This is a genomic window from Bradyrhizobium sp. AUGA SZCCT0431 (assembly GCF_018131065.1).
Lineage (GTDB): Bacteria > Pseudomonadota > Alphaproteobacteria > Rhizobiales > Xanthobacteraceae > Bradyrhizobium.
This window is the reverse complement of the sequence record NZ_JAFCLR010000020.1, coordinates 91,148-106,216: the sequence shown is the minus strand read 5'-3', so window position 1 is coordinate 106,216 and position 15,069 is coordinate 91,148. Positions and strand designations below refer to the sequence as shown.

At 61.9% G+C, this 15,069-nt stretch carries 25 protein-coding genes; all 25 read left to right on the top strand.

Annotated features, from left to right (window positions below):
• Nucleotide 1: 1 nt before the first annotated feature.
• The 25 genes from rpsG (at nucleotide 2) to secY (ending at nucleotide 14,977) form a co-directional block, all read left to right on the top strand.
• Nucleotides 2-472, top strand: a complete 471-nt coding sequence (gene rpsG / locus JQ567_RS20895; protein WP_192733871.1) for a 30S ribosomal protein S7 — start codon at nucleotides 2-4, stop codon at nucleotides 470-472.
• 30 nt (nucleotides 473-502) lie between these two features.
• The gene (fusA, locus tag JQ567_RS20890; protein WP_212035208.1) at nucleotides 503-2,575 is read left to right on the top strand and encodes an elongation factor G; all 2,073 of its coding nucleotides are present in this window, start codon (nucleotides 503-505) and stop codon (nucleotides 2,573-2,575) included.
• 39 nt (nucleotides 2,576-2,614) lie between these two features.
• Complete coding sequence (tuf, locus tag JQ567_RS20885; RefSeq protein WP_192733869.1) at nucleotides 2,615-3,805, top strand: elongation factor Tu; 1,191 nt, start codon at nucleotides 2,615-2,617, stop codon at nucleotides 3,803-3,805.
• A gap of 89 nt (nucleotides 3,806-3,894) precedes the next feature.
• Nucleotides 3,895-4,203 carry a 30S ribosomal protein S10 gene (rpsJ, locus tag JQ567_RS20880; RefSeq protein WP_002712302.1) on the top strand — a complete coding sequence of 103 codons (309 nt, stop codon included), beginning with the start codon at nucleotides 3,895-3,897 and terminating at the stop codon, nucleotides 4,201-4,203.
• Between the two features lie 52 nt (nucleotides 4,204-4,255).
• Nucleotides 4,256-4,978, top strand: a complete 723-nt coding sequence (gene rplC, locus JQ567_RS20875; protein ID WP_212269288.1) for a 50S ribosomal protein L3 — start codon at nucleotides 4,256-4,258, stop codon at nucleotides 4,976-4,978.
• Nucleotide 4,979: 1 nt separating this feature from the next.
• Entirely contained in the window at nucleotides 4,980-5,600 is a 621-nt protein-coding gene (gene rplD, locus JQ567_RS20870; RefSeq protein ID WP_192733867.1) for a 50S ribosomal protein L4, read from the top strand.
• Complete coding sequence (locus JQ567_RS20865; RefSeq protein ID WP_192733866.1) at nucleotides 5,597-5,896, top strand: 50S ribosomal protein L23; 300 nt, start codon at nucleotides 5,597-5,599, stop codon at nucleotides 5,894-5,896. The genes rplD and JQ567_RS20865 overlap by 4 nt, the downstream gene beginning before the upstream one ends.
• A gap of 12 nt (nucleotides 5,897-5,908) precedes the next feature.
• On the top strand, nucleotides 5,909-6,742 hold the full coding sequence (rplB, locus tag JQ567_RS20860) for a 50S ribosomal protein L2 (protein WP_212440529.1): 834 nt from the start codon (nucleotides 5,909-5,911) through the stop codon (nucleotides 6,740-6,742).
• Between the two features lie 12 nt (nucleotides 6,743-6,754).
• Nucleotides 6,755-7,033, top strand: coding sequence for a 30S ribosomal protein S19 (gene rpsS / locus JQ567_RS20855; protein WP_027536815.1), 279 nt, complete (start codon nucleotides 6,755-6,757; stop codon nucleotides 7,031-7,033).
• Nucleotides 7,034-7,043: 10 nt separating this feature from the next.
• Entirely contained in the window at nucleotides 7,044-7,430 is a 387-nt protein-coding gene (rplV, locus tag JQ567_RS20850) for a 50S ribosomal protein L22 (RefSeq protein WP_212440528.1), read from the top strand.
• 17 nt (nucleotides 7,431-7,447) lie between these two features.
• Nucleotides 7,448-8,146 (top strand): 30S ribosomal protein S3, encoded by a 699-nt coding sequence (rpsC, locus tag JQ567_RS20845; protein ID WP_192733863.1) that lies wholly within the window; start codon nucleotides 7,448-7,450, stop codon nucleotides 8,144-8,146.
• 30 nt (nucleotides 8,147-8,176) lie between these two features.
• Nucleotides 8,177-8,590, top strand: coding sequence for a 50S ribosomal protein L16 (gene rplP / locus JQ567_RS20840; RefSeq protein WP_027536812.1), 414 nt, complete (start codon nucleotides 8,177-8,179; stop codon nucleotides 8,588-8,590).
• A 5-nt stretch (nucleotides 8,591-8,595) separates the two neighbouring features.
• Nucleotides 8,596-8,802 (top strand): 50S ribosomal protein L29, encoded by a 207-nt coding sequence (gene rpmC, locus JQ567_RS20835; RefSeq protein ID WP_192733862.1) that lies wholly within the window; start codon nucleotides 8,596-8,598, stop codon nucleotides 8,800-8,802.
• 10 nt (nucleotides 8,803-8,812) lie between these two features.
• Nucleotides 8,813-9,061, top strand: a complete 249-nt coding sequence (gene rpsQ / locus JQ567_RS20830; protein WP_192733861.1) for a 30S ribosomal protein S17 — start codon at nucleotides 8,813-8,815, stop codon at nucleotides 9,059-9,061.
• 80 nt (nucleotides 9,062-9,141) lie between these two features.
• Nucleotides 9,142-9,510, top strand: a complete 369-nt coding sequence (gene rplN / locus JQ567_RS20825; RefSeq protein ID WP_011473865.1) for a 50S ribosomal protein L14 — start codon at nucleotides 9,142-9,144, stop codon at nucleotides 9,508-9,510.
• Complete coding sequence (gene rplX / locus JQ567_RS20820) at nucleotides 9,510-9,824, top strand: 50S ribosomal protein L24 (protein WP_212440527.1); 315 nt, start codon at nucleotides 9,510-9,512, stop codon at nucleotides 9,822-9,824. The genes rplN and rplX overlap by 1 nt, the downstream gene beginning before the upstream one ends.
• Entirely contained in the window at nucleotides 9,817-10,374 is a 558-nt protein-coding gene (gene rplE / locus JQ567_RS20815) for a 50S ribosomal protein L5 (protein ID WP_212269285.1), read from the top strand. Before rplX ends, rplE begins: the two co-directional genes overlap by 8 nt.
• Before the next feature lie 44 nt (nucleotides 10,375-10,418).
• Nucleotides 10,419-10,724 (top strand): 30S ribosomal protein S14, encoded by a 306-nt coding sequence (rpsN, locus tag JQ567_RS20810; protein ID WP_192733858.1) that lies wholly within the window; start codon nucleotides 10,419-10,421, stop codon nucleotides 10,722-10,724.
• Between the two features lie 14 nt (nucleotides 10,725-10,738).
• Nucleotides 10,739-11,137 carry a 30S ribosomal protein S8 gene (gene rpsH / locus JQ567_RS20805; protein ID WP_192733857.1) on the top strand — a complete coding sequence of 133 codons (399 nt, stop codon included), beginning with the start codon at nucleotides 10,739-10,741 and terminating at the stop codon, nucleotides 11,135-11,137.
• A gap of 14 nt (nucleotides 11,138-11,151) precedes the next feature.
• Nucleotides 11,152-11,685: a 50S ribosomal protein L6 gene (gene rplF, locus JQ567_RS20800; protein ID WP_192733856.1), complete on the top strand. Its 534-nt coding sequence runs from the start codon at nucleotides 11,152-11,154 to the stop codon at nucleotides 11,683-11,685.
• Nucleotides 11,686-11,696: 11 nt separating this feature from the next.
• Entirely contained in the window at nucleotides 11,697-12,056 is a 360-nt protein-coding gene (gene rplR, locus JQ567_RS20795; protein WP_212035204.1) for a 50S ribosomal protein L18, read from the top strand.
• 62 nt (nucleotides 12,057-12,118) lie between these two features.
• Entirely contained in the window at nucleotides 12,119-12,694 is a 576-nt protein-coding gene (rpsE, locus tag JQ567_RS20790; RefSeq protein WP_028349043.1) for a 30S ribosomal protein S5, read from the top strand.
• Nucleotides 12,695-12,735: 41 nt separating this feature from the next.
• Complete coding sequence (gene rpmD / locus JQ567_RS20785; RefSeq protein ID WP_212414895.1) at nucleotides 12,736-12,927, top strand: 50S ribosomal protein L30; 192 nt, start codon at nucleotides 12,736-12,738, stop codon at nucleotides 12,925-12,927.
• 83 nt (nucleotides 12,928-13,010) lie between these two features.
• Nucleotides 13,011-13,499, top strand: a complete 489-nt coding sequence (gene rplO, locus JQ567_RS20780) for a 50S ribosomal protein L15 (protein WP_212211783.1) — start codon at nucleotides 13,011-13,013, stop codon at nucleotides 13,497-13,499.
• Nucleotides 13,500-13,645: 146 nt separating this feature from the next.
• Entirely contained in the window at nucleotides 13,646-14,977 is a 1,332-nt protein-coding gene (gene secY / locus JQ567_RS20775) for a preprotein translocase subunit SecY (protein WP_192733852.1), read from the top strand.
• Nucleotides 14,978-15,069: the final 92 nt, after the last annotated feature.

Genomic DNA, 15,069 nt, shown 5'->3' with positions numbered 1-15,069 from the left:
GATGTCTCGTCGCCATTCAGCTGAAAAGCGTGAAGTGAACCCGGATCCGAAGTTCGGGAACATCATCATTACGAAGTTCATGAATTCGATCATGTACGACGGCAAGAAGTCTGCCGCCGAGAGCATCGTCTACGGCGCGCTCGCCATGATCGAGGCCAAGACCAAGCAGGGCCCGCTGCCGGTGTTCGAGCAGGCGCTGGAAAACGTTATGCCGACCATCGAAGTGCGTTCGCGCCGCGTCGGCGGCGCCACCTACCAGGTGCCGGTTGAAGTGCGTTCCGTCCGCCGTCAGGCGCTCGGCATTCGCTGGATCATCACTGCGGCGCGCGATCGCAACGAGAAGACGATGACGGAGCGGCTCTCCGCTGAACTGCTCGACGCGTCGAACAACCGGGGGAACGCCGTCAAGAAGCGTGAAGACGTGCACCGGATGGCGGAAGCCAACCGCGCCTTCTCGCACTATCGCTGGTAACGGCGAAACACGGATTTTAAGGAACAACCCATGCCCCGCGTTCATGCCATAGAGAACTACCGCAACTTCGGTATCATGGCGCATATCGATGCCGGCAAGACCACGACCACCGAGCGCATCCTTTATTACACCGGCAAGAGCCACAAGATCGGCGAAGTGCACGAAGGTGCCGCGACGATGGACTGGATGGAGCAGGAGCAGGAGCGCGGCATTACGATTACGTCGGCTGCGACCACCGCGTTCTGGGAAGGCAAGCGCCTCAACATCATCGACACTCCCGGCCACGTCGACTTCACCATTGAAGTCGAGCGTTCGCTGCGCGTGCTCGACGGCGCGGTATGCGTGCTCGACTCCAACCAGGGCGTCGAGCCCCAGACCGAAACCGTCTGGCGTCAGGGCGACAAGTACCGCGTTCCGCGCATCGTCTTCGCCAACAAGATGGATAAGACCGGCGCCGACTTCTACAAATGCATGCAGGATATTGTCGATCGCCTCGGCGCCAAGCCGATTGCGATCCAGCTTCCGATCGGCTCCGAAAACAACTTCAAGGGCCTGGTCGATCTCGTCCGCATGAAGGGCGTGGTCTGGGAAGAAGAGAAGCTCGACGCCAAGTTCGTCGACATCGATATTCCCGAGGACATGGTCGAGAAGGCCAATGAATATCGCGAGAAGCTGCTGGAAGCCGCCGTCGAACTCGACGACGACGTTCTTGCTGCTTACCTTGACGGCAAGGAGCCCGATGTCGCGACCTTGAAGCGTATGATCCGCAAGGCCGTGCTGACCGGCGCGTTCTTCCCGGTGCTGTGCGGTTCGGCGTTCAAGAACAAGGGCGTGCAGCCGCTGCTCGACGCGGTCGTGGACTATCTGCCGTCACCGGTCGACGTGCCCGCGATCAAGGGCATCGATGAAGACGGCAACGAAGTCACCCGCAAGGCCGACGACAAGGAGCCGCTGGCTCTGCTCGCGTTCAAGATCATGGACGACCCGTTCGTCGGCACCATCACCTTCTGTCGCATCTATTCGGGTGTGCTGATGAGCGGTACCGGCGTGGTCAACTCGACCCGCGAGAAGAAAGAACGTATCGGCCGCATGCTTTTGATGCATGCGAACAACCGCGAAGACATCAAGGAAGCTTATGCCGGCGACATCGTTGCTTTGGCAGGCCTGAAGGAAGCGCGCACCGGTGACACGCTGTGCGATCCCGACAAGCAGGTGATCCTGGAAAAGATGGAATTCCCGGAGCCGGTGATCGAAATCGCGATCGAGCCGAAGTCGAAGGCCGACCAGGAAAAGCTCGGCGTCGCGCTGGCGAAGCTCGCTGCGGAAGATCCGTCGTTCCGGGTGTCGACCGACCAGGAGTCCGGCCAGACCATCCTCAAGGGCATGGGCGAACTCCACCTCGACATCAAGGTCGACATCCTGCGCCGTACCTACAAGGTCGATGCGAACATTGGCGCGCCGCAGGTGGCGTTCCGTGAGCGCGTCACCAAAAAGGCCGAGGTCAAGTACACGCACAAGAAGCAGACCGGCGGTACCGGTCAGTTCGCCGAAGTGTCGATCGTGGTCGAGCCGAACGAGCCCGGCAAGGGCTACGAGTTCGAGTCCAAGGTTGTTGGTGGTTCGGTGCCGAAGGAATACATCCCTGGCGTCGAAAAGGGCCTCAACAGCGTGATGGGCTCGGGTGTCGTCGCCGGCTTCCCGGTGGTCGACGTCAAGGTGACGCTGGTCGACGGCAAGTATCACGACGTCGACTCGTCGGCGCTGGCCTTCGAAATCGCATCGCGCGCGGCATTCCGCGAAGCGCTGACGAAGGGCAAGTCCGTCCTGCTCGAGCCGATCATGAAGGTCGAAGTGGTGACCCCGGAAGACTATACGGGATCCGTCATCGGCGATCTGAATTCGCGGCGCGGCCAGATCCAGGGTCAAGACATGCGCGGCAACGCCAACGTCATCAACGCGATGGTGCCGCTCATGAACATGTTCGGGTACGTGAATAACCTGCGCTCAATGAGCCAGGGACGCGCGACCTTTACGATGCAATTCGATCACTACGCGGAAGCACCCGCGAACGTGTCGGCAGAAGTCCAGAAGAAGTTTGCCTGATTGTCGTTGGCGGCAGTCAACGATTAAACGGAGAGTCAAATGGCCAAAGCAAAATTTGAACGTAACAAACCGCACTGCAATATCGGAACCATCGGTCACGTCGACCATGGCAAGACTTCGCTGACCGCAGCGATCACCAAGGTGCTGGCTGAAACCGGCGGTGCGACGTTCACGGCGTACGACCAGATCGACAAGGCGCCCGAAGAAAAGGCGCGCGGCATCACGATCTCGACCGCTCACGTCGAATACGAAACCGCGAACCGGCACTACGCCCACGTCGATTGCCCGGGCCACGCCGACTACGTCAAGAACATGATCACCGGTGCGGCGCAGATGGACGGCGCGATCCTGGTGGTGTCGGCCGCCGACGGCCCGATGCCGCAGACCCGCGAGCACATCCTGCTCGCCCGTCAGGTCGGCGTTCCCGCGCTCGTCGTGTTCCTCAACAAGTGCGACATGGTCGACGATCCGGAATTGCTCGAACTGGTCGAGATGGAAGTCCGCGAACTGCTCTCGAAGTACGAATTCCCGGGCGACACCATCCCGATCATCAAGGGTTCGGCTCTCGCCGCCCTCGAAGACAAGGACAAGAAGCTCGGCCACGATGCGGTTCTCGAACTGATGAAGGCCGTCGACGAAAGCATCCCGCAGCCGGCGCGTCCGATCGACCAGCCGTTCCTGATGCCGGTCGAAGACGTGTTCTCGATCTCGGGCCGCGGCACCGTGGTGACCGGCCGTGTCGAACGCGGCATCGTCAAGGTCGGCGAGGAAATCGAAATCGTCGGTCTGCGCGATACCCAGAAGACCATCGTCACCGGCGTCGAAATGTTCCGCAAGCTGCTCGATCAGGGCCAGGCCGGCGACAACATCGGTGCGCTGCTGCGTGGTACCAAGCGCGAGGAAGTCGAGCGCGGCCAGGTGCTGTGCAAGCCGGGTTCGGTCAAGCCGCACACCAAGTTCAAGGCTGAGGCTTACATCCTGACCAAGGAAGAGGGCGGTCGTCACACCCCGTTCTTCACCAACTACCGGCCGCAGTTCTACTTCCGCACCACCGACGTGACCGGCGTCGTGCATCTGCCCGAAGGCACCGAAATGGTGATGCCGGGCGACAACATCGCGATGGAAGTGCACCTGATCGTGCCGATCGCGATGGAAGAGAAGCTCCGCTTCGCGATCCGCGAAGGTGGCCGCACCGTCGGCTCGGGTGTCGTCTCCGCCATCATTGAGTAAGCGAACAGGAATTGGCGAGTGGCGGATGAAATCATTCGCTACTCGCTAGCCACCATTCGCAAATACGACGACAAAGAAAGACAGCGGCAATGAACGGCCAAAATATTCGCATCCGTCTCAAGGCGTTCGACCATCGAATTCTCGATACGTCGACCCGCGAGATCGTGAACACGGCGAAACGTACCGGTGCTCAGGTTCGCGGACCCATTCCGCTGCCCACCCGCATCGAGAAGTTCACCGTCAACCGTTCGCCGCACGTCGACAAGAAGAGCCGTGAGCAGTTCGAGATGCGCACCCACAAGCGCCTGCTCGACATTGTCGACCCGACCCCGCAGACCGTCGATGCTTTGATGAAGCTCGACCTGGCCGCCGGTGTCGACGTCGAGATCAAGCTCTAGATTTTTTTAGATCGTCCGAAGTTAGCGGACAGAAAGAACAGGAAGCACGCCGATGCGCTCCGGAGTGATCGCACAAAAGGTCGGGATGACGCGGGTCTTTACGGAGACCGGTGAACATATCCCTGTGACCGTGCTGAAGCTAGGCAATTGCCAGGTTCTGGGCCACCGCACGACCGAGAAGAACGGTTACGTTGCGCTGCAGCTCGGTTCCGGTACCCGCAAGACCGTCTATCTGCCCAAGGCAGAGCGCGGCCAGTTTGCGGTGTCCAAGGTCGAGCCCAAGCGGAAGGTCACCGAGTTTCGCGTGTCTGAGGACGCGCTGATCCCGGTTGGCGCCGAAATTCAGGCGGACCATTTCGTGGTCGGCCAGTTCGTCGACGTCACCGGCACCTCGGTCGGCAAGGGTTTTGCCGGCGGCATGAAGCGCTGGAACTTCGGCGGTCTTCGCGCCACCCACGGTGTGTCGGTTTCGCATCGTTCGATCGGTTCGACCGGCGGACGTCAGGATCCCGGCAAGACCTTCAAGAACAAGAAGATGCCCGGTCACATGGGCGTCGATCGCATCACCACGCTCAACCTGCGCGTTGTGCAGACCGACGTCGAGCGCGGCCTGATCCTCGTCGAGGGCGCCGTTCCCGGCTCCAAGGGCGGATGGATCTCGGTGCGTGATGCGGTGAAGAAGCCGTTGCCGAAGGAAGCTCCGAAGCCCGGCAAGTTCAGGGTTGTCGGCGGCGCCGAGCAGGCTCAAGCGCCGGCCGAGCAGGAGGGCGCGTGAGATGGAACTGAAAGTCACGACCCTAGAGGGCAAGGAAGCCGGTTCGGTCCAGCTGTCCGATGAGATTTTCGGCCTGGAGCCGCGCAAGGACATCATCCAGCGCTGCGTCAACTGGCAGCTCGCCAAGCGTCAGGCCGGCACGCACAAGACGCAGGGCCGCGCCGATGTCTGGCGCACCGGCAAGAAGATGTACAAGCAGAAGGGCACCGGCGGTGCTCGTCACGGTTCGGCCCGCGTTCCGCAGTTCCGCGGCGGTGGCCGTGCGTTCGGTCCGGTGGTGCGCTCGCACGCCTTCGCCTTGCCGAAGAAGGTGCGCGCACTGGCACTTCGCCATGCGCTGTCCGCCAAGGCAAAGGACGGCGGGCTGATCGTGATCGAATCGGCGACGCTCGAGGCCGCCAAGACCAAGGCTCTGGTCGGGCATTTCTCGGGTCTCGGCCTGACCAATGCGCTGATCATCGACGGCGCCGAGGTCAACACCGGTTTCGCGACCGCGGCCCGCAACATTCCGAACATCGACGTGCTGCCGATCCAGGGCATCAACGTCTATGACATTCTGCGCCGTCACAAGCTGGTGCTGACCAAGTCGGCGGTGGATGCGTTGGAGGCGCGCTTCAAATGAAGAATATCGATCCGCGCCATTACGACGTGATCGTCGCCCCGGTGGTGACCGAAAAGGCAACGGTAGCGTCCGAGCACAACAAGGTTGTGTTCAAGGTTGCCTCCAAGGCGACCAAGCCGCAAATCAAGGAAGCCGTCGAAAAGCTGTTCGACGTCAAGGTGAAGAGCGTGAACACGCTGGTCCGCAAGGGCAAGACCAAGGTGTTCCGCGGCAATTTCGGTTCGCAGTCGGATGTGAAGCGGGCGATTGTGACCCTCGAAGAGGGCCACCGCATCGACGTCACCACCGGACTATAAGGCGTTACGACGATGGCATTGAAAACATACAATCCGACGACGCCGGGCCAGCGCCAGCTGGTGATGGTCGACCGTTCGGCGCTGTACAAGGGCAAGCCGGTCAAGGCGTTGACCGAGGGCAAGCACAGCAATGGCGGCCGCAACAACACCGGCCGTATCACGGTTCGCTTTCGTGGCGGTGGCCACAAGAAGGCCTACCGGATGGTCGATTTCAAGCGCGACAAGGTCGACGTGGCCGCGACCGTCGAGCGCCTGGAGTACGATCCGAACCGCACCGCGTTCATCGCGCTGATCAAATATGCGGACGGCGAGCAGGCCTATATCCTGGCGCCGCAGCGGCTGGCCGCGGGCGACACCGTCGTTGCCGGCAACTATGTCGACGTGAAGCCCGGCAATGTCATGCCGCTCGGCAACATGCCGGTCGGCACCATCGTCCACAATATCGAGATGAAGATCGGCAAGGGCGGCCAGATCGCACGTTCCGCCGGCACCTATGCGCAGATCGTCGGCCGCGATCAGGACTACGTCATTCTGCGCCTGAACTCGGGCGAGCAGCGCCTGGTGCACGGCCGTTGCCGCGGCACCATCGGTGCGGTGTCGAACCCCGATCACATGAACATCTCGATCGGCAAGGCCGGCCGTACCCGCTGGCTGGGCTGGCGTCCGCATAACCGCGGCGTCGTCATGAACCCGATCGACCATCCGCACGGCGGCGGCGAAGGCCGCACCTCGGGCGGCCGCCACCCGGTGACCCCGTGGGGCAAGCCGACCAAGGGCAAGAAGACCCGTTCGAATAAGTCGACCAACAGATTCATCCTCCTAAGCCGCCACAAGCGGAAGAAGTAAGGAACGCCGGACATGGTTCGTTCAGTCTGGAAAGGCCCGTTCGTAGAAGGCTCTCTGCTCAAGAAAGCAGATGCCGCGCGCGCGTCCGGCCGTCACGACGTCATCAAGATCTGGAGCCGCCGCTCGACCATCCTGCCGCAGTTCGTCGGCCTGGTCTTCGGTGTCTACAACGGCCAGAAGCATGTGCCGGTATCGGTCAACGAGGAAATGGTGGGTCACAAGTTCGGCGAATTCTCGCCGACCCGTACCTTCCATGGCCATTCTGGCGACAAGAAAGCCAAGAAGGCTTGAGGAATAAGCGATGAGCAAACCAAAGCGCGAAAGAGTGCTCGCGGATAACGAGGCCAAGGCTGTGGCCCGGATGCTGCGCGTGAGCCCGCAGAAGCTTAATCTTGTCGCGCAGCTGATCCGCGGCCGGAAGGCGTCTGCGGCACTGGCCGACCTGCAGTTCTCGCGCAAGCGGATCGCGGTCGACGTCAAGAAGTGCCTGGAATCGGCGATCGCGAACGCCGAAAACAACCACAACCTCGAGGTCGACGATCTGGTCGTCGCCGAGGCCCATGTCGGCAACGGCATCGTGATGAAGCGCTTTTCGCCGCGCGGCCGTGGTCGTTCGGGTCGTATCTACAAACCGTTCTCGCACCTGACCATCGTGGTTCGTCAGGTCGAGGCCGAGGCTGGCGCTTAAGGGCGCGGGAGAAGACGATGGGTCAAAAAATCAATCCAATCGGACTGCGTCTCGGCATCAACCGTACGTGGGATTCCCGTTGGTTCGCCGGCAAGAACGAGTACGGTAAGCTGCTGCATGAGGACGTCAGGATCCGTGAGATCCTGCACAAGGAACTCAAGCAGGCAGCCGTCGCCCGCATCGTGATCGAGCGTCCGCACAAGAAGTGCCGCGTGACGATCCATTCGGCGCGTCCGGGCGTCGTGATCGGCAAGAAGGGCGCCGACATCGACAAGCTGCGCAAGCGGGTTGCCGACATCACGGCTTCCGACGTCGTCATCAACATCGTCGAAATCCGCAAGCCTGAACTCGACGCCACCCTGGTCGCCGAATCGATCGCCCAGCAGCTCGAGCGCCGCGTCGCATTCCGCCGCGCCATGAAGCGCGCGGTGCAGTCGGCGATGCGTCTTGGCGCCGAAGGCATTCGTATCAACTGCTCGGGCCGTCTCGGCGGCGCCGAAATCGCGCGTATGGAATGGTATCGCGAAGGTCGCGTTCCCTTGCACACGCTGCGCGCCGACGTCGATTACGGCGTGGCGACCGCGTTCACGACATTCGGTACCTGCGGCGTCAAGGTCTGGATCTTCAAAGGCGAGATCCTCGAGCACGATCCGATGGCCCAGGACAAGAAGATGGCCGAAGGCGACAATACCCGTCCGCGTCGCGACGCTGCTTGAGACATTAGAGAAGGTTTGAGGGCGTAAGCCATGATGCAACCAAAGAAAACGAAGTTCCGGAAGGCGCATAAGGGCCGTATCCACGGCGTTGCGACTTCGGGCGCGACGTTGTCGTTCGGACAGTTCGGCCTGAAGGCGATGGCGCCCGAGCGCATCACCGCCCGTCAGATCGAAGCCGCACGCCGCGCGCTGACCCGTCACATGAAGCGCGCCGGCCGCGTCTGGATCCGCATATTTCCGGACCTGCCGGTGTCGAAGAAGCCCGCCGAAGTCCGCATGGGCTCGGGCAAGGGTACGCCGGAATTGTGGGTGGCCCGGGTCAAGCCCGGCCGCGTGATTTTCGAGATCGACGGCGTCACGGTGCAGACCGCAAAGGAAGCGCTCTCGCTCGCCGCCGCCAAGCTGCCGATCAAGACGCGCTTCGTCGCGCGCATTGCGGAGTAACCGTCATGGCCGAGATGAAAACCGCCGACATTCGCGCGATGAGCGACGATCAGAGGGAGGACGCCGTCCTCAACCTGAAGAAAGAGCGTTTCAACCTGCGTTTCCAGCGCGCCACCGGGCAGCTGGAGAACACCACGCGGCTGCGTGAAGCCCGCCGCGATATCGCCCGCATCAAGACCATCGCCGCGCAAGCGCGCGCGAAGAAGAAGTAAGAGGCCGGATATGCCGAAACGAACCCTTCAGGGCGTGGTCGTGAGCGACAAGCAAGCCAAGACGATCGTGGTGCGCGTCGATCGCCGCTTCACCCACCCGATCTACAAGAAGACGATCCGTCGCTCCAAGAACTACCACGCGCACGATGAGAACAACGAGTTCAAGCCGGGCGACATGGTGTGGATCGAGGAGAGCAAGCCGATCTCGAAGTTGAAGCGCTGGACGGTTGTCCGGGGCGAACAGAAGAAAACGGCCTGAAGCAGGTCGGGCTTAGCCTGACCGGTTTTGGGAAATTTTAAGCGCGTTCCAGCGCATCAGAAAGAGGACGAGGTGCATCAATGATTCAGATGCAGACCAACCTCGACGTGGCCGATAATTCCGGCGCACGCCGTGTCATGTGCATCAAGGTGCTTGGGGGCTCCAAGCGCCGCTATGCCACCGTGGGCGATGTTATCGTTGTGTCGATCAAGGAAGCGATTCCGCGCGGCAAGGTGAAGAAGGGCGACGTGATGAAGGCTGTCGTGGTGCGGGTCCGCAAGGACATCCGCCGCGCCGACGGCTCGGTCATCCGCTTCGACCGCAACGCCGCCGTGCTGATCAACAATCAGTCGGAGCCGGTCGGCACCCGTATCTTCGGGCCCGTGCCGCGCGAGCTGCGCGCCAAGAACCACATGAAGATCATTTCACTTGCGCCGGAGGTGCTGTGATGGCTGCCAAGATCCGCAAGGGTGACAAGGTCATCGTGCTGAACGGCCGCGACAAGGGCCGTACCGGCGAAGTATTCGAGGTTCGTCCCAACGAGAACAAGGCTCTCGTGCGCGGCGTCAACCTGGTGAAGCGTCACCAGAAGCAGACCCAGGCCCAGGAAGGCGGCATCATCTCCAAGGAGGCGCCGATCCACCTGTCCAACATCGCGTATGTCGGCAAGGACGGCAAACCGACCCGCGTGGGCTTCAAGATTCAGGCTGATGGCAAGAAGGTACGCATTGCCAAGAGCTCGGGAGCAGAGATCGATGGCTGAAACCGCTTATGTGCCGCGCCTGCGCGTGGAGTATGACAAGAGCATCCGCAGCAAGCTGACTGAACAGTTCGGCTATGCCAACGTCATGCAGGTGCCGCGTCTCGACAAGGTCGTCCTCAACATGGGCGTCGGCGATGCCGTCAACGACCGCAAGAAGGCCGAGACCGCAGCTGGCGACCTGTCGCTGATCGCCGGCCAGAAGGCGATCGTGACCTATTCGCGCGTCGCGATCGCGACCTTCAAGCTGCGTGAAAACCAGCCGATCGGCTGCAAGGTCACGCTGCGCAAGACCAAGATGTACGAGTTCATCGACCGCCTGGTGAACGTGGCGCTGCCGCGCGTGCGCGACTTCCGCGGCCTCAATCCGAAGAGCTTCGACGGCCGCGGCAATTATTCGCTCGGCCTCAAGGAGCACATCATTTTCCCCGAAATCGACTTCGACAAGGTTTCGGAAGCCCGCGGCATGGACATCACGGTTTGCACCACGGCGCAGACCGACGACGAGGCGCGTGCCTTGTTGACCGCTTTCAATTTCCCGTTCCGGCAGTGAGACGCAGTTAAAGCCTCTCAAACGCGGAAACCCAGGAGCCAAGCATGGCAAAGAAGAGTTCAATCGAGAAGAACAACCGGCGCAAGCGGATGACCAAGAACGCCGCCCCCCAGCGCGCGAAGCTGAAGGCGATCATCGCCGACAAGACCAAGCCGATGGAAGAGCGCTTCGCCGCGACGCTGAAGCTTGCCGAGATGCCGCGCAACTCGTCGGCGACGCGCATCCGCAACCGCTGCGAACTCACGGGCCGTCCGCGTTCGGTCTATCGCAAGAACAAGCTCAGCCGCATCGCGCTGCGTGAACTCGGCTCCAAGGGCCTGGTTCCCGGGCTCGTGAAGTCGAGCTGGTAAGGGAGGGTCGTCAGATGTCTACGCACGATCCGATCAGCGATCTCATCACCCGCATCCGCAACGCGCAGATGCGCTCGAAGTCCAAGGTTTCGACCCCGGGCTCGAAGATGCGCGCCAACGTGCTCGAAGTGCTGAAGTCCGAGGGTTACATCCGCGGCTACGCCAGCGTAGAGCATTCGTCCGGCCGCAGCGAACTCGAGATCGAACTGAAATATTTCGATGGCGAGCCGGTCATTCGCGAAATCGAGCGGGTGTCCAAGCCAGGCCGTCGGGTTTACGCCTCGGTGAAGAACCTGCCGCGCGTGAACAACGGTCTCGGTATTTCGGTCTTGTCGACACCAAAGGGAATCATGGCTGACCACGAAGCGCGTGAAGCGAACGTGGGCGGCGAAGTTCTCTTCACGGTGTTCTGAGGAAGGATTCTAGCATGTCACGTGTTGGCAAACGGCCCGTGCCGATCCCGTCCGGTGTGACGGCGACCGTCGAAGGGCAGACCGTCAAGATGAAGGGGCCGAAGGGCCAGCTTCAGTTCGTCGTGCATGACGACGTCGAGGTGAAGTTCGAGGACGGCGCGGTCAAGGTCGCGCCGAAGCTCGAAACCAACCGGGCGCAGGCCATGTACGGCACCGCGCGCGCGCAGGTCGCAAACCTGGTCGAGGGCGTCACCAAGGGTTTCGAGAAGAAGCTCGAGATCACCGGCGTCGGCTACCGCGCCGCGCTGCAGGGCAAGAACCTGCAGCTCGCGCTCGGCTACAGCCACGACGTCGTCTACGCGATCCCGGATGGCATCACCATCGCGGTGCCGAAGCCGACCGAGATCACGATCACGGGCAATGATTCCCAGCGCGTCGGTCAGGTTGCGGCCGAAATCCGCGCCTATCGTCCGCCGGAGCCCTACAAGGGCAAGGGCGTGAAGTACGCTAACGAATTCATCTTCCGCAAGGAAGGCAAGAAGAAGTAACGGAGCCGGCCATGTCACTGAAAGTTACAAATGCCCGGCGCAAGCAGCGTGTGAGGAATTCACTGCGCCGCTCCGCCAATGGACGTCCGCGTCTGTCGGTGTTCCGCTCGTCGAAGCATATCTATGCCCAGGTCATCGACGACCTGAAGGGCGAGACGCTGGCTTCTGCGTCGTCGCTCGAAAAGACCATGCGCGAGAGCGGCAACACGGGCGCCAACATCGATGCGGCCAAGGCTGTCGGCAAGCTGCTGGCGGAACGCGCCGTGCAGAAGGGCGTCAAGGAAGTGGTGTTCGATCGCGGTCAGTATCTGTATCACGGGCGCGTCAAGGCGCTCGCGGATGCGGCCCGCGAAAGCGGATTGAGCTTCTAACAACCGGTTTTGAACCAAGATGAAGGACAGGGGCGTTAGGCTCCCTGAGATTGGAAAACACCATGGCAGGTGAACGCGAACGCGGCGGACGCGAACGGAGCAGGGATCGCGAAGAGCGCGACAGCGAGTTCGTCGATAAGCTGGTCCACATCAATCGCGTGGCGAAGGTCGTCAAGGGCGGCAAGCGCTTCGGCTTTGCGGCACTGGTCGTGATCGGCGACCAGAAGGGTCGGGTCGGTTTCGGTCACGGCAAGGCGCGCGAAGTTCCCGAGGCGATCCGCAAGGCGACGGAATCGGCGAAGCGTAACCTGACGCGCGTTGCTCTGCGCGAAGGCCGCACGCTGCATCACGATATCGCCGGCCGTCACGGTGCGGGCCGCGTCTATCTGCGCGCAGCCCCCGCCGGTACCGGCATCATCGCGGGCGGTCCGATGCGCGCGGTGTTCGAAACGCTCGGCATCCAGGACGTGGTGGCGAAGTCGATCGGCTCGTCGAACCCCTACAACATGGTTCGCGCAACCTTCGACGCGCTGAAGCACCAGGATTCGCCGCGTTCGGTGGCGGCACGCCGCAACATCAAGGTGTCCACGCTGCAGTCGCGCCGCGTCGGTGGCGATGCCGAAGTGGTGGCTGAATAAACAATCAGGCGCAGCTTCCCGCGCCGTTCGGAGTCAAGACGATGGCCAAGGCCGCAAAGATGATCAAGGTCGAGCAGACTGGCAGCGCAATCCGCCGCCACCACTCGCAGCGTGCGACGCTGATCGGCCTCAAGCTCAACAAGATCGGCCGGGTTTCCGAGCTGCAGGATACGCCTGCAATTCGCGGCATGATCAGCAAGGTTCAACATCTCGTCCGCGTCGTCGGCGAGTAAGCAAGACAGGGAGGAGCATGATCCCGAAAAGTGGGGACCGGTTTTCGGTCAAGATCATGCTCCATAGATAAGGGAATTTCGCGATGAAGCTCAGCGATATCGCCGACAACGCCGGCTCGCGCAAGAAGCGCATGCGCGTCGGCCGTGGCATCGGTTCAGGCAAGGGCAAGACTGCGGGCCGCGGCGGCAAGGGCCAGACCGCGCGTTCGGGCGTGCGCATCAAGGGCTTCGAGGGCGGCCAGATGCCGCTGCATCGGCGCCTGCCGAAGCGCGGCTTCAACAACATCTTCAAGCTCGATTTCGCCGAGATCAATCTCGACCGCCTGCAGGACGCGATCGATGCCAAGCTGGTCGATGCCAACGAAACCGTCACCGCCGAATCGCTGGTGAAGGCCGGCGTGCTGCGCCGCGCCAAGGACGGCCTGCGGCTGCTCGGCCGCGGCGAAATCAAGGCCAAGCTCGCCATCGAGGTGCATGGCGCCTCGAAATCCGCGATTGCGGCGGTCGAAAAGGCCGGCGGCACGGTGAAGGTTCTGGCTCCGGCCAAGAAGGAAGAAGGCGAGGCGGCGTAACATCTGCGTCATTGCCCGCCGCGGCGCGGGCAATGCGCCGATTGAACGATGGACTTATCGAAGCCGAGCACCAAATAATGTCCGGCGTCTGCCGATGGCCCCGCTCGGGGCTAGAGGCGTGAGGGACGGCGGGAGAAAGCCTAGACATGGTCTCAGCAGCAGAACAACTTGCGGCAAACCTCAATTTCTCTGCGCTCGGCAAAGCCGACGAACTGAAGAAGCGCATCTGGTTCACACTGGGTGCGCTGCTTGTTTATCGGCTCGGCACCTACATTCCGCTGCCCGGCATCGATCCCGCGGCCTGGGAGCAGGTGTTCAAGTCGCAGGCCGGCGGTATTCTCGGCATGTTCAACATGTTCGCCGGCGGCGGTATCAACCGCATGGCGATCTTCGCCCTGAACATCATGCCGTACATCTCGGCGTCCATCATCATCCAGCTTCTGACCACGGTTTCGCCGCAGCTCGAGGCGCTGAAGAAGGAAGGCGAGGCCGGCCGCAAGACGCTGAACCAGTATACCCGCTATCTCACGGTGATCCTCGCCGCGTTCCAGTCCTACGGCATCGCGGTCGGACTGCAGGGCGCCGGCAACGTCGTCAGCGAGCCCGGGCCGTTCTTCCTGATCTCCACCGCGATCACGCTGACCGGCGGCACCATGTTCCTGATGTGGCTCGGCGAGCAGATCACCTCGCGCGGCATCGGCAACGGTATTTCGCTGATCATCCTGGCCGGCATCGTCGCCGAGTTGCCCTCGGCGCTCGCCAACATGCTCGAACTCGGCCGTCAGGGTGCGCTGTCGACCGCCCTGATCCTGGTCGTGATCGTGATGGCGGTCGTCGTGATCGCCTTCATCGTGTTTATGGAACGCGCGCAGCGGCGGCTTCTGATCCAGTATCCGAAGCGCCAGGTCGGCAACAAGATGTTCGAGGGCCAGTCCTCGCATCTGCCGCTCAAACTCAACACCTCGGGCGTGATCCCGCCGATCTTCGCCTCGTCGCTGCTGTTGCTGCCGACCACGGTTGCCAACTTCAACGCCGGCAAGGGTCCGGAATGGTTCCAGTGGCTCAACACCCAGCTCAGCCACGGCCGTCCGCTCTTCCTGTTCTGTTATCTCGCGCTGATCGTGTTCTTCGCGTTCTTCTATACCGCGATCGTGTTCAATCCGACCGAGACCGCGGACAATCTGAAGAAGCATGGCGGCTTCATCCCCGGCATCCGTCCGGGCGAGCGTACCGCCGAGTATATCGACTACGTGTTGTCGCGCGTGACGGTGCTCGGCGCGATCTATCTCGCCATCGTCTGCCTGATTCCCGAAGTTCTGATCTCCTATGCCGCGGTGCCGTTCTACTTTGGCGGAACCTCGCTTCTGATCGTCGTCAGCGTGACGATGGATACGGTGGCGCAGGTGCAGGGCTATCTGCTCGCCCATCAGTATGAAGGGCTGATTCGTAAATCCAAGCTCAAGGGCCGCCGTCGATGAAGTCTGAGCTGCCGCGCCGGATCGCGATCACGATCGGCGCGCTGCTCATCTTCCGGCTCGGCAATCATATCCCGCTTGCGGGCCTCTCGCCA

Coding starts and splice junctions, on each gene's coding strand:
- rpsG (WP_192733871.1), top strand. CDS start 2: ATGTCTCGTCGCCATTCAGCTGAAAAGCGTGAAGTGAACCCGGATCCG.
- fusA (WP_212035208.1), top strand. CDS start 503: ATGCCCCGCGTTCATGCCATAGAGAACTACCGCAACTTCGGTATCATG.
- tuf (WP_192733869.1), top strand. CDS start 2,615: ATGGCCAAAGCAAAATTTGAACGTAACAAACCGCACTGCAATATCGGA.
- rpsJ (WP_002712302.1), top strand. CDS start 3,895: ATGAACGGCCAAAATATTCGCATCCGTCTCAAGGCGTTCGACCATCGA.
- rplC (WP_212269288.1), top strand. CDS start 4,256: ATGCGCTCCGGAGTGATCGCACAAAAGGTCGGGATGACGCGGGTCTTT.
- rplD (WP_192733867.1), top strand. CDS start 4,980: ATGGAACTGAAAGTCACGACCCTAGAGGGCAAGGAAGCCGGTTCGGTC.
- JQ567_RS20865 (WP_192733866.1), top strand. CDS start 5,597: ATGAAGAATATCGATCCGCGCCATTACGACGTGATCGTCGCCCCGGTG.
- rplB (WP_212440529.1), top strand. CDS start 5,909: ATGGCATTGAAAACATACAATCCGACGACGCCGGGCCAGCGCCAGCTG.
- rpsS (WP_027536815.1), top strand. CDS start 6,755: ATGGTTCGTTCAGTCTGGAAAGGCCCGTTCGTAGAAGGCTCTCTGCTC.
- rplV (WP_212440528.1), top strand. CDS start 7,044: ATGAGCAAACCAAAGCGCGAAAGAGTGCTCGCGGATAACGAGGCCAAG.
- rpsC (WP_192733863.1), top strand. CDS start 7,448: ATGGGTCAAAAAATCAATCCAATCGGACTGCGTCTCGGCATCAACCGT.
- rplP (WP_027536812.1), top strand. CDS start 8,177: ATGATGCAACCAAAGAAAACGAAGTTCCGGAAGGCGCATAAGGGCCGT.
- rpmC (WP_192733862.1), top strand. CDS start 8,596: ATGGCCGAGATGAAAACCGCCGACATTCGCGCGATGAGCGACGATCAG.
- rpsQ (WP_192733861.1), top strand. CDS start 8,813: ATGCCGAAACGAACCCTTCAGGGCGTGGTCGTGAGCGACAAGCAAGCC.
- rplN (WP_011473865.1), top strand. CDS start 9,142: ATGATTCAGATGCAGACCAACCTCGACGTGGCCGATAATTCCGGCGCA.
- rplX (WP_212440527.1), top strand. CDS start 9,510: ATGGCTGCCAAGATCCGCAAGGGTGACAAGGTCATCGTGCTGAACGGC.
- rplE (WP_212269285.1), top strand. CDS start 9,817: ATGGCTGAAACCGCTTATGTGCCGCGCCTGCGCGTGGAGTATGACAAG.
- rpsN (WP_192733858.1), top strand. CDS start 10,419: ATGGCAAAGAAGAGTTCAATCGAGAAGAACAACCGGCGCAAGCGGATG.
- rpsH (WP_192733857.1), top strand. CDS start 10,739: ATGTCTACGCACGATCCGATCAGCGATCTCATCACCCGCATCCGCAAC.
- rplF (WP_192733856.1), top strand. CDS start 11,152: ATGTCACGTGTTGGCAAACGGCCCGTGCCGATCCCGTCCGGTGTGACG.
- rplR (WP_212035204.1), top strand. CDS start 11,697: ATGTCACTGAAAGTTACAAATGCCCGGCGCAAGCAGCGTGTGAGGAAT.
- rpsE (WP_028349043.1), top strand. CDS start 12,119: ATGGCAGGTGAACGCGAACGCGGCGGACGCGAACGGAGCAGGGATCGC.
- rpmD (WP_212414895.1), top strand. CDS start 12,736: ATGGCCAAGGCCGCAAAGATGATCAAGGTCGAGCAGACTGGCAGCGCA.
- rplO (WP_212211783.1), top strand. CDS start 13,011: ATGAAGCTCAGCGATATCGCCGACAACGCCGGCTCGCGCAAGAAGCGC.
- secY (WP_192733852.1), top strand. CDS start 13,646: ATGGTCTCAGCAGCAGAACAACTTGCGGCAAACCTCAATTTCTCTGCG.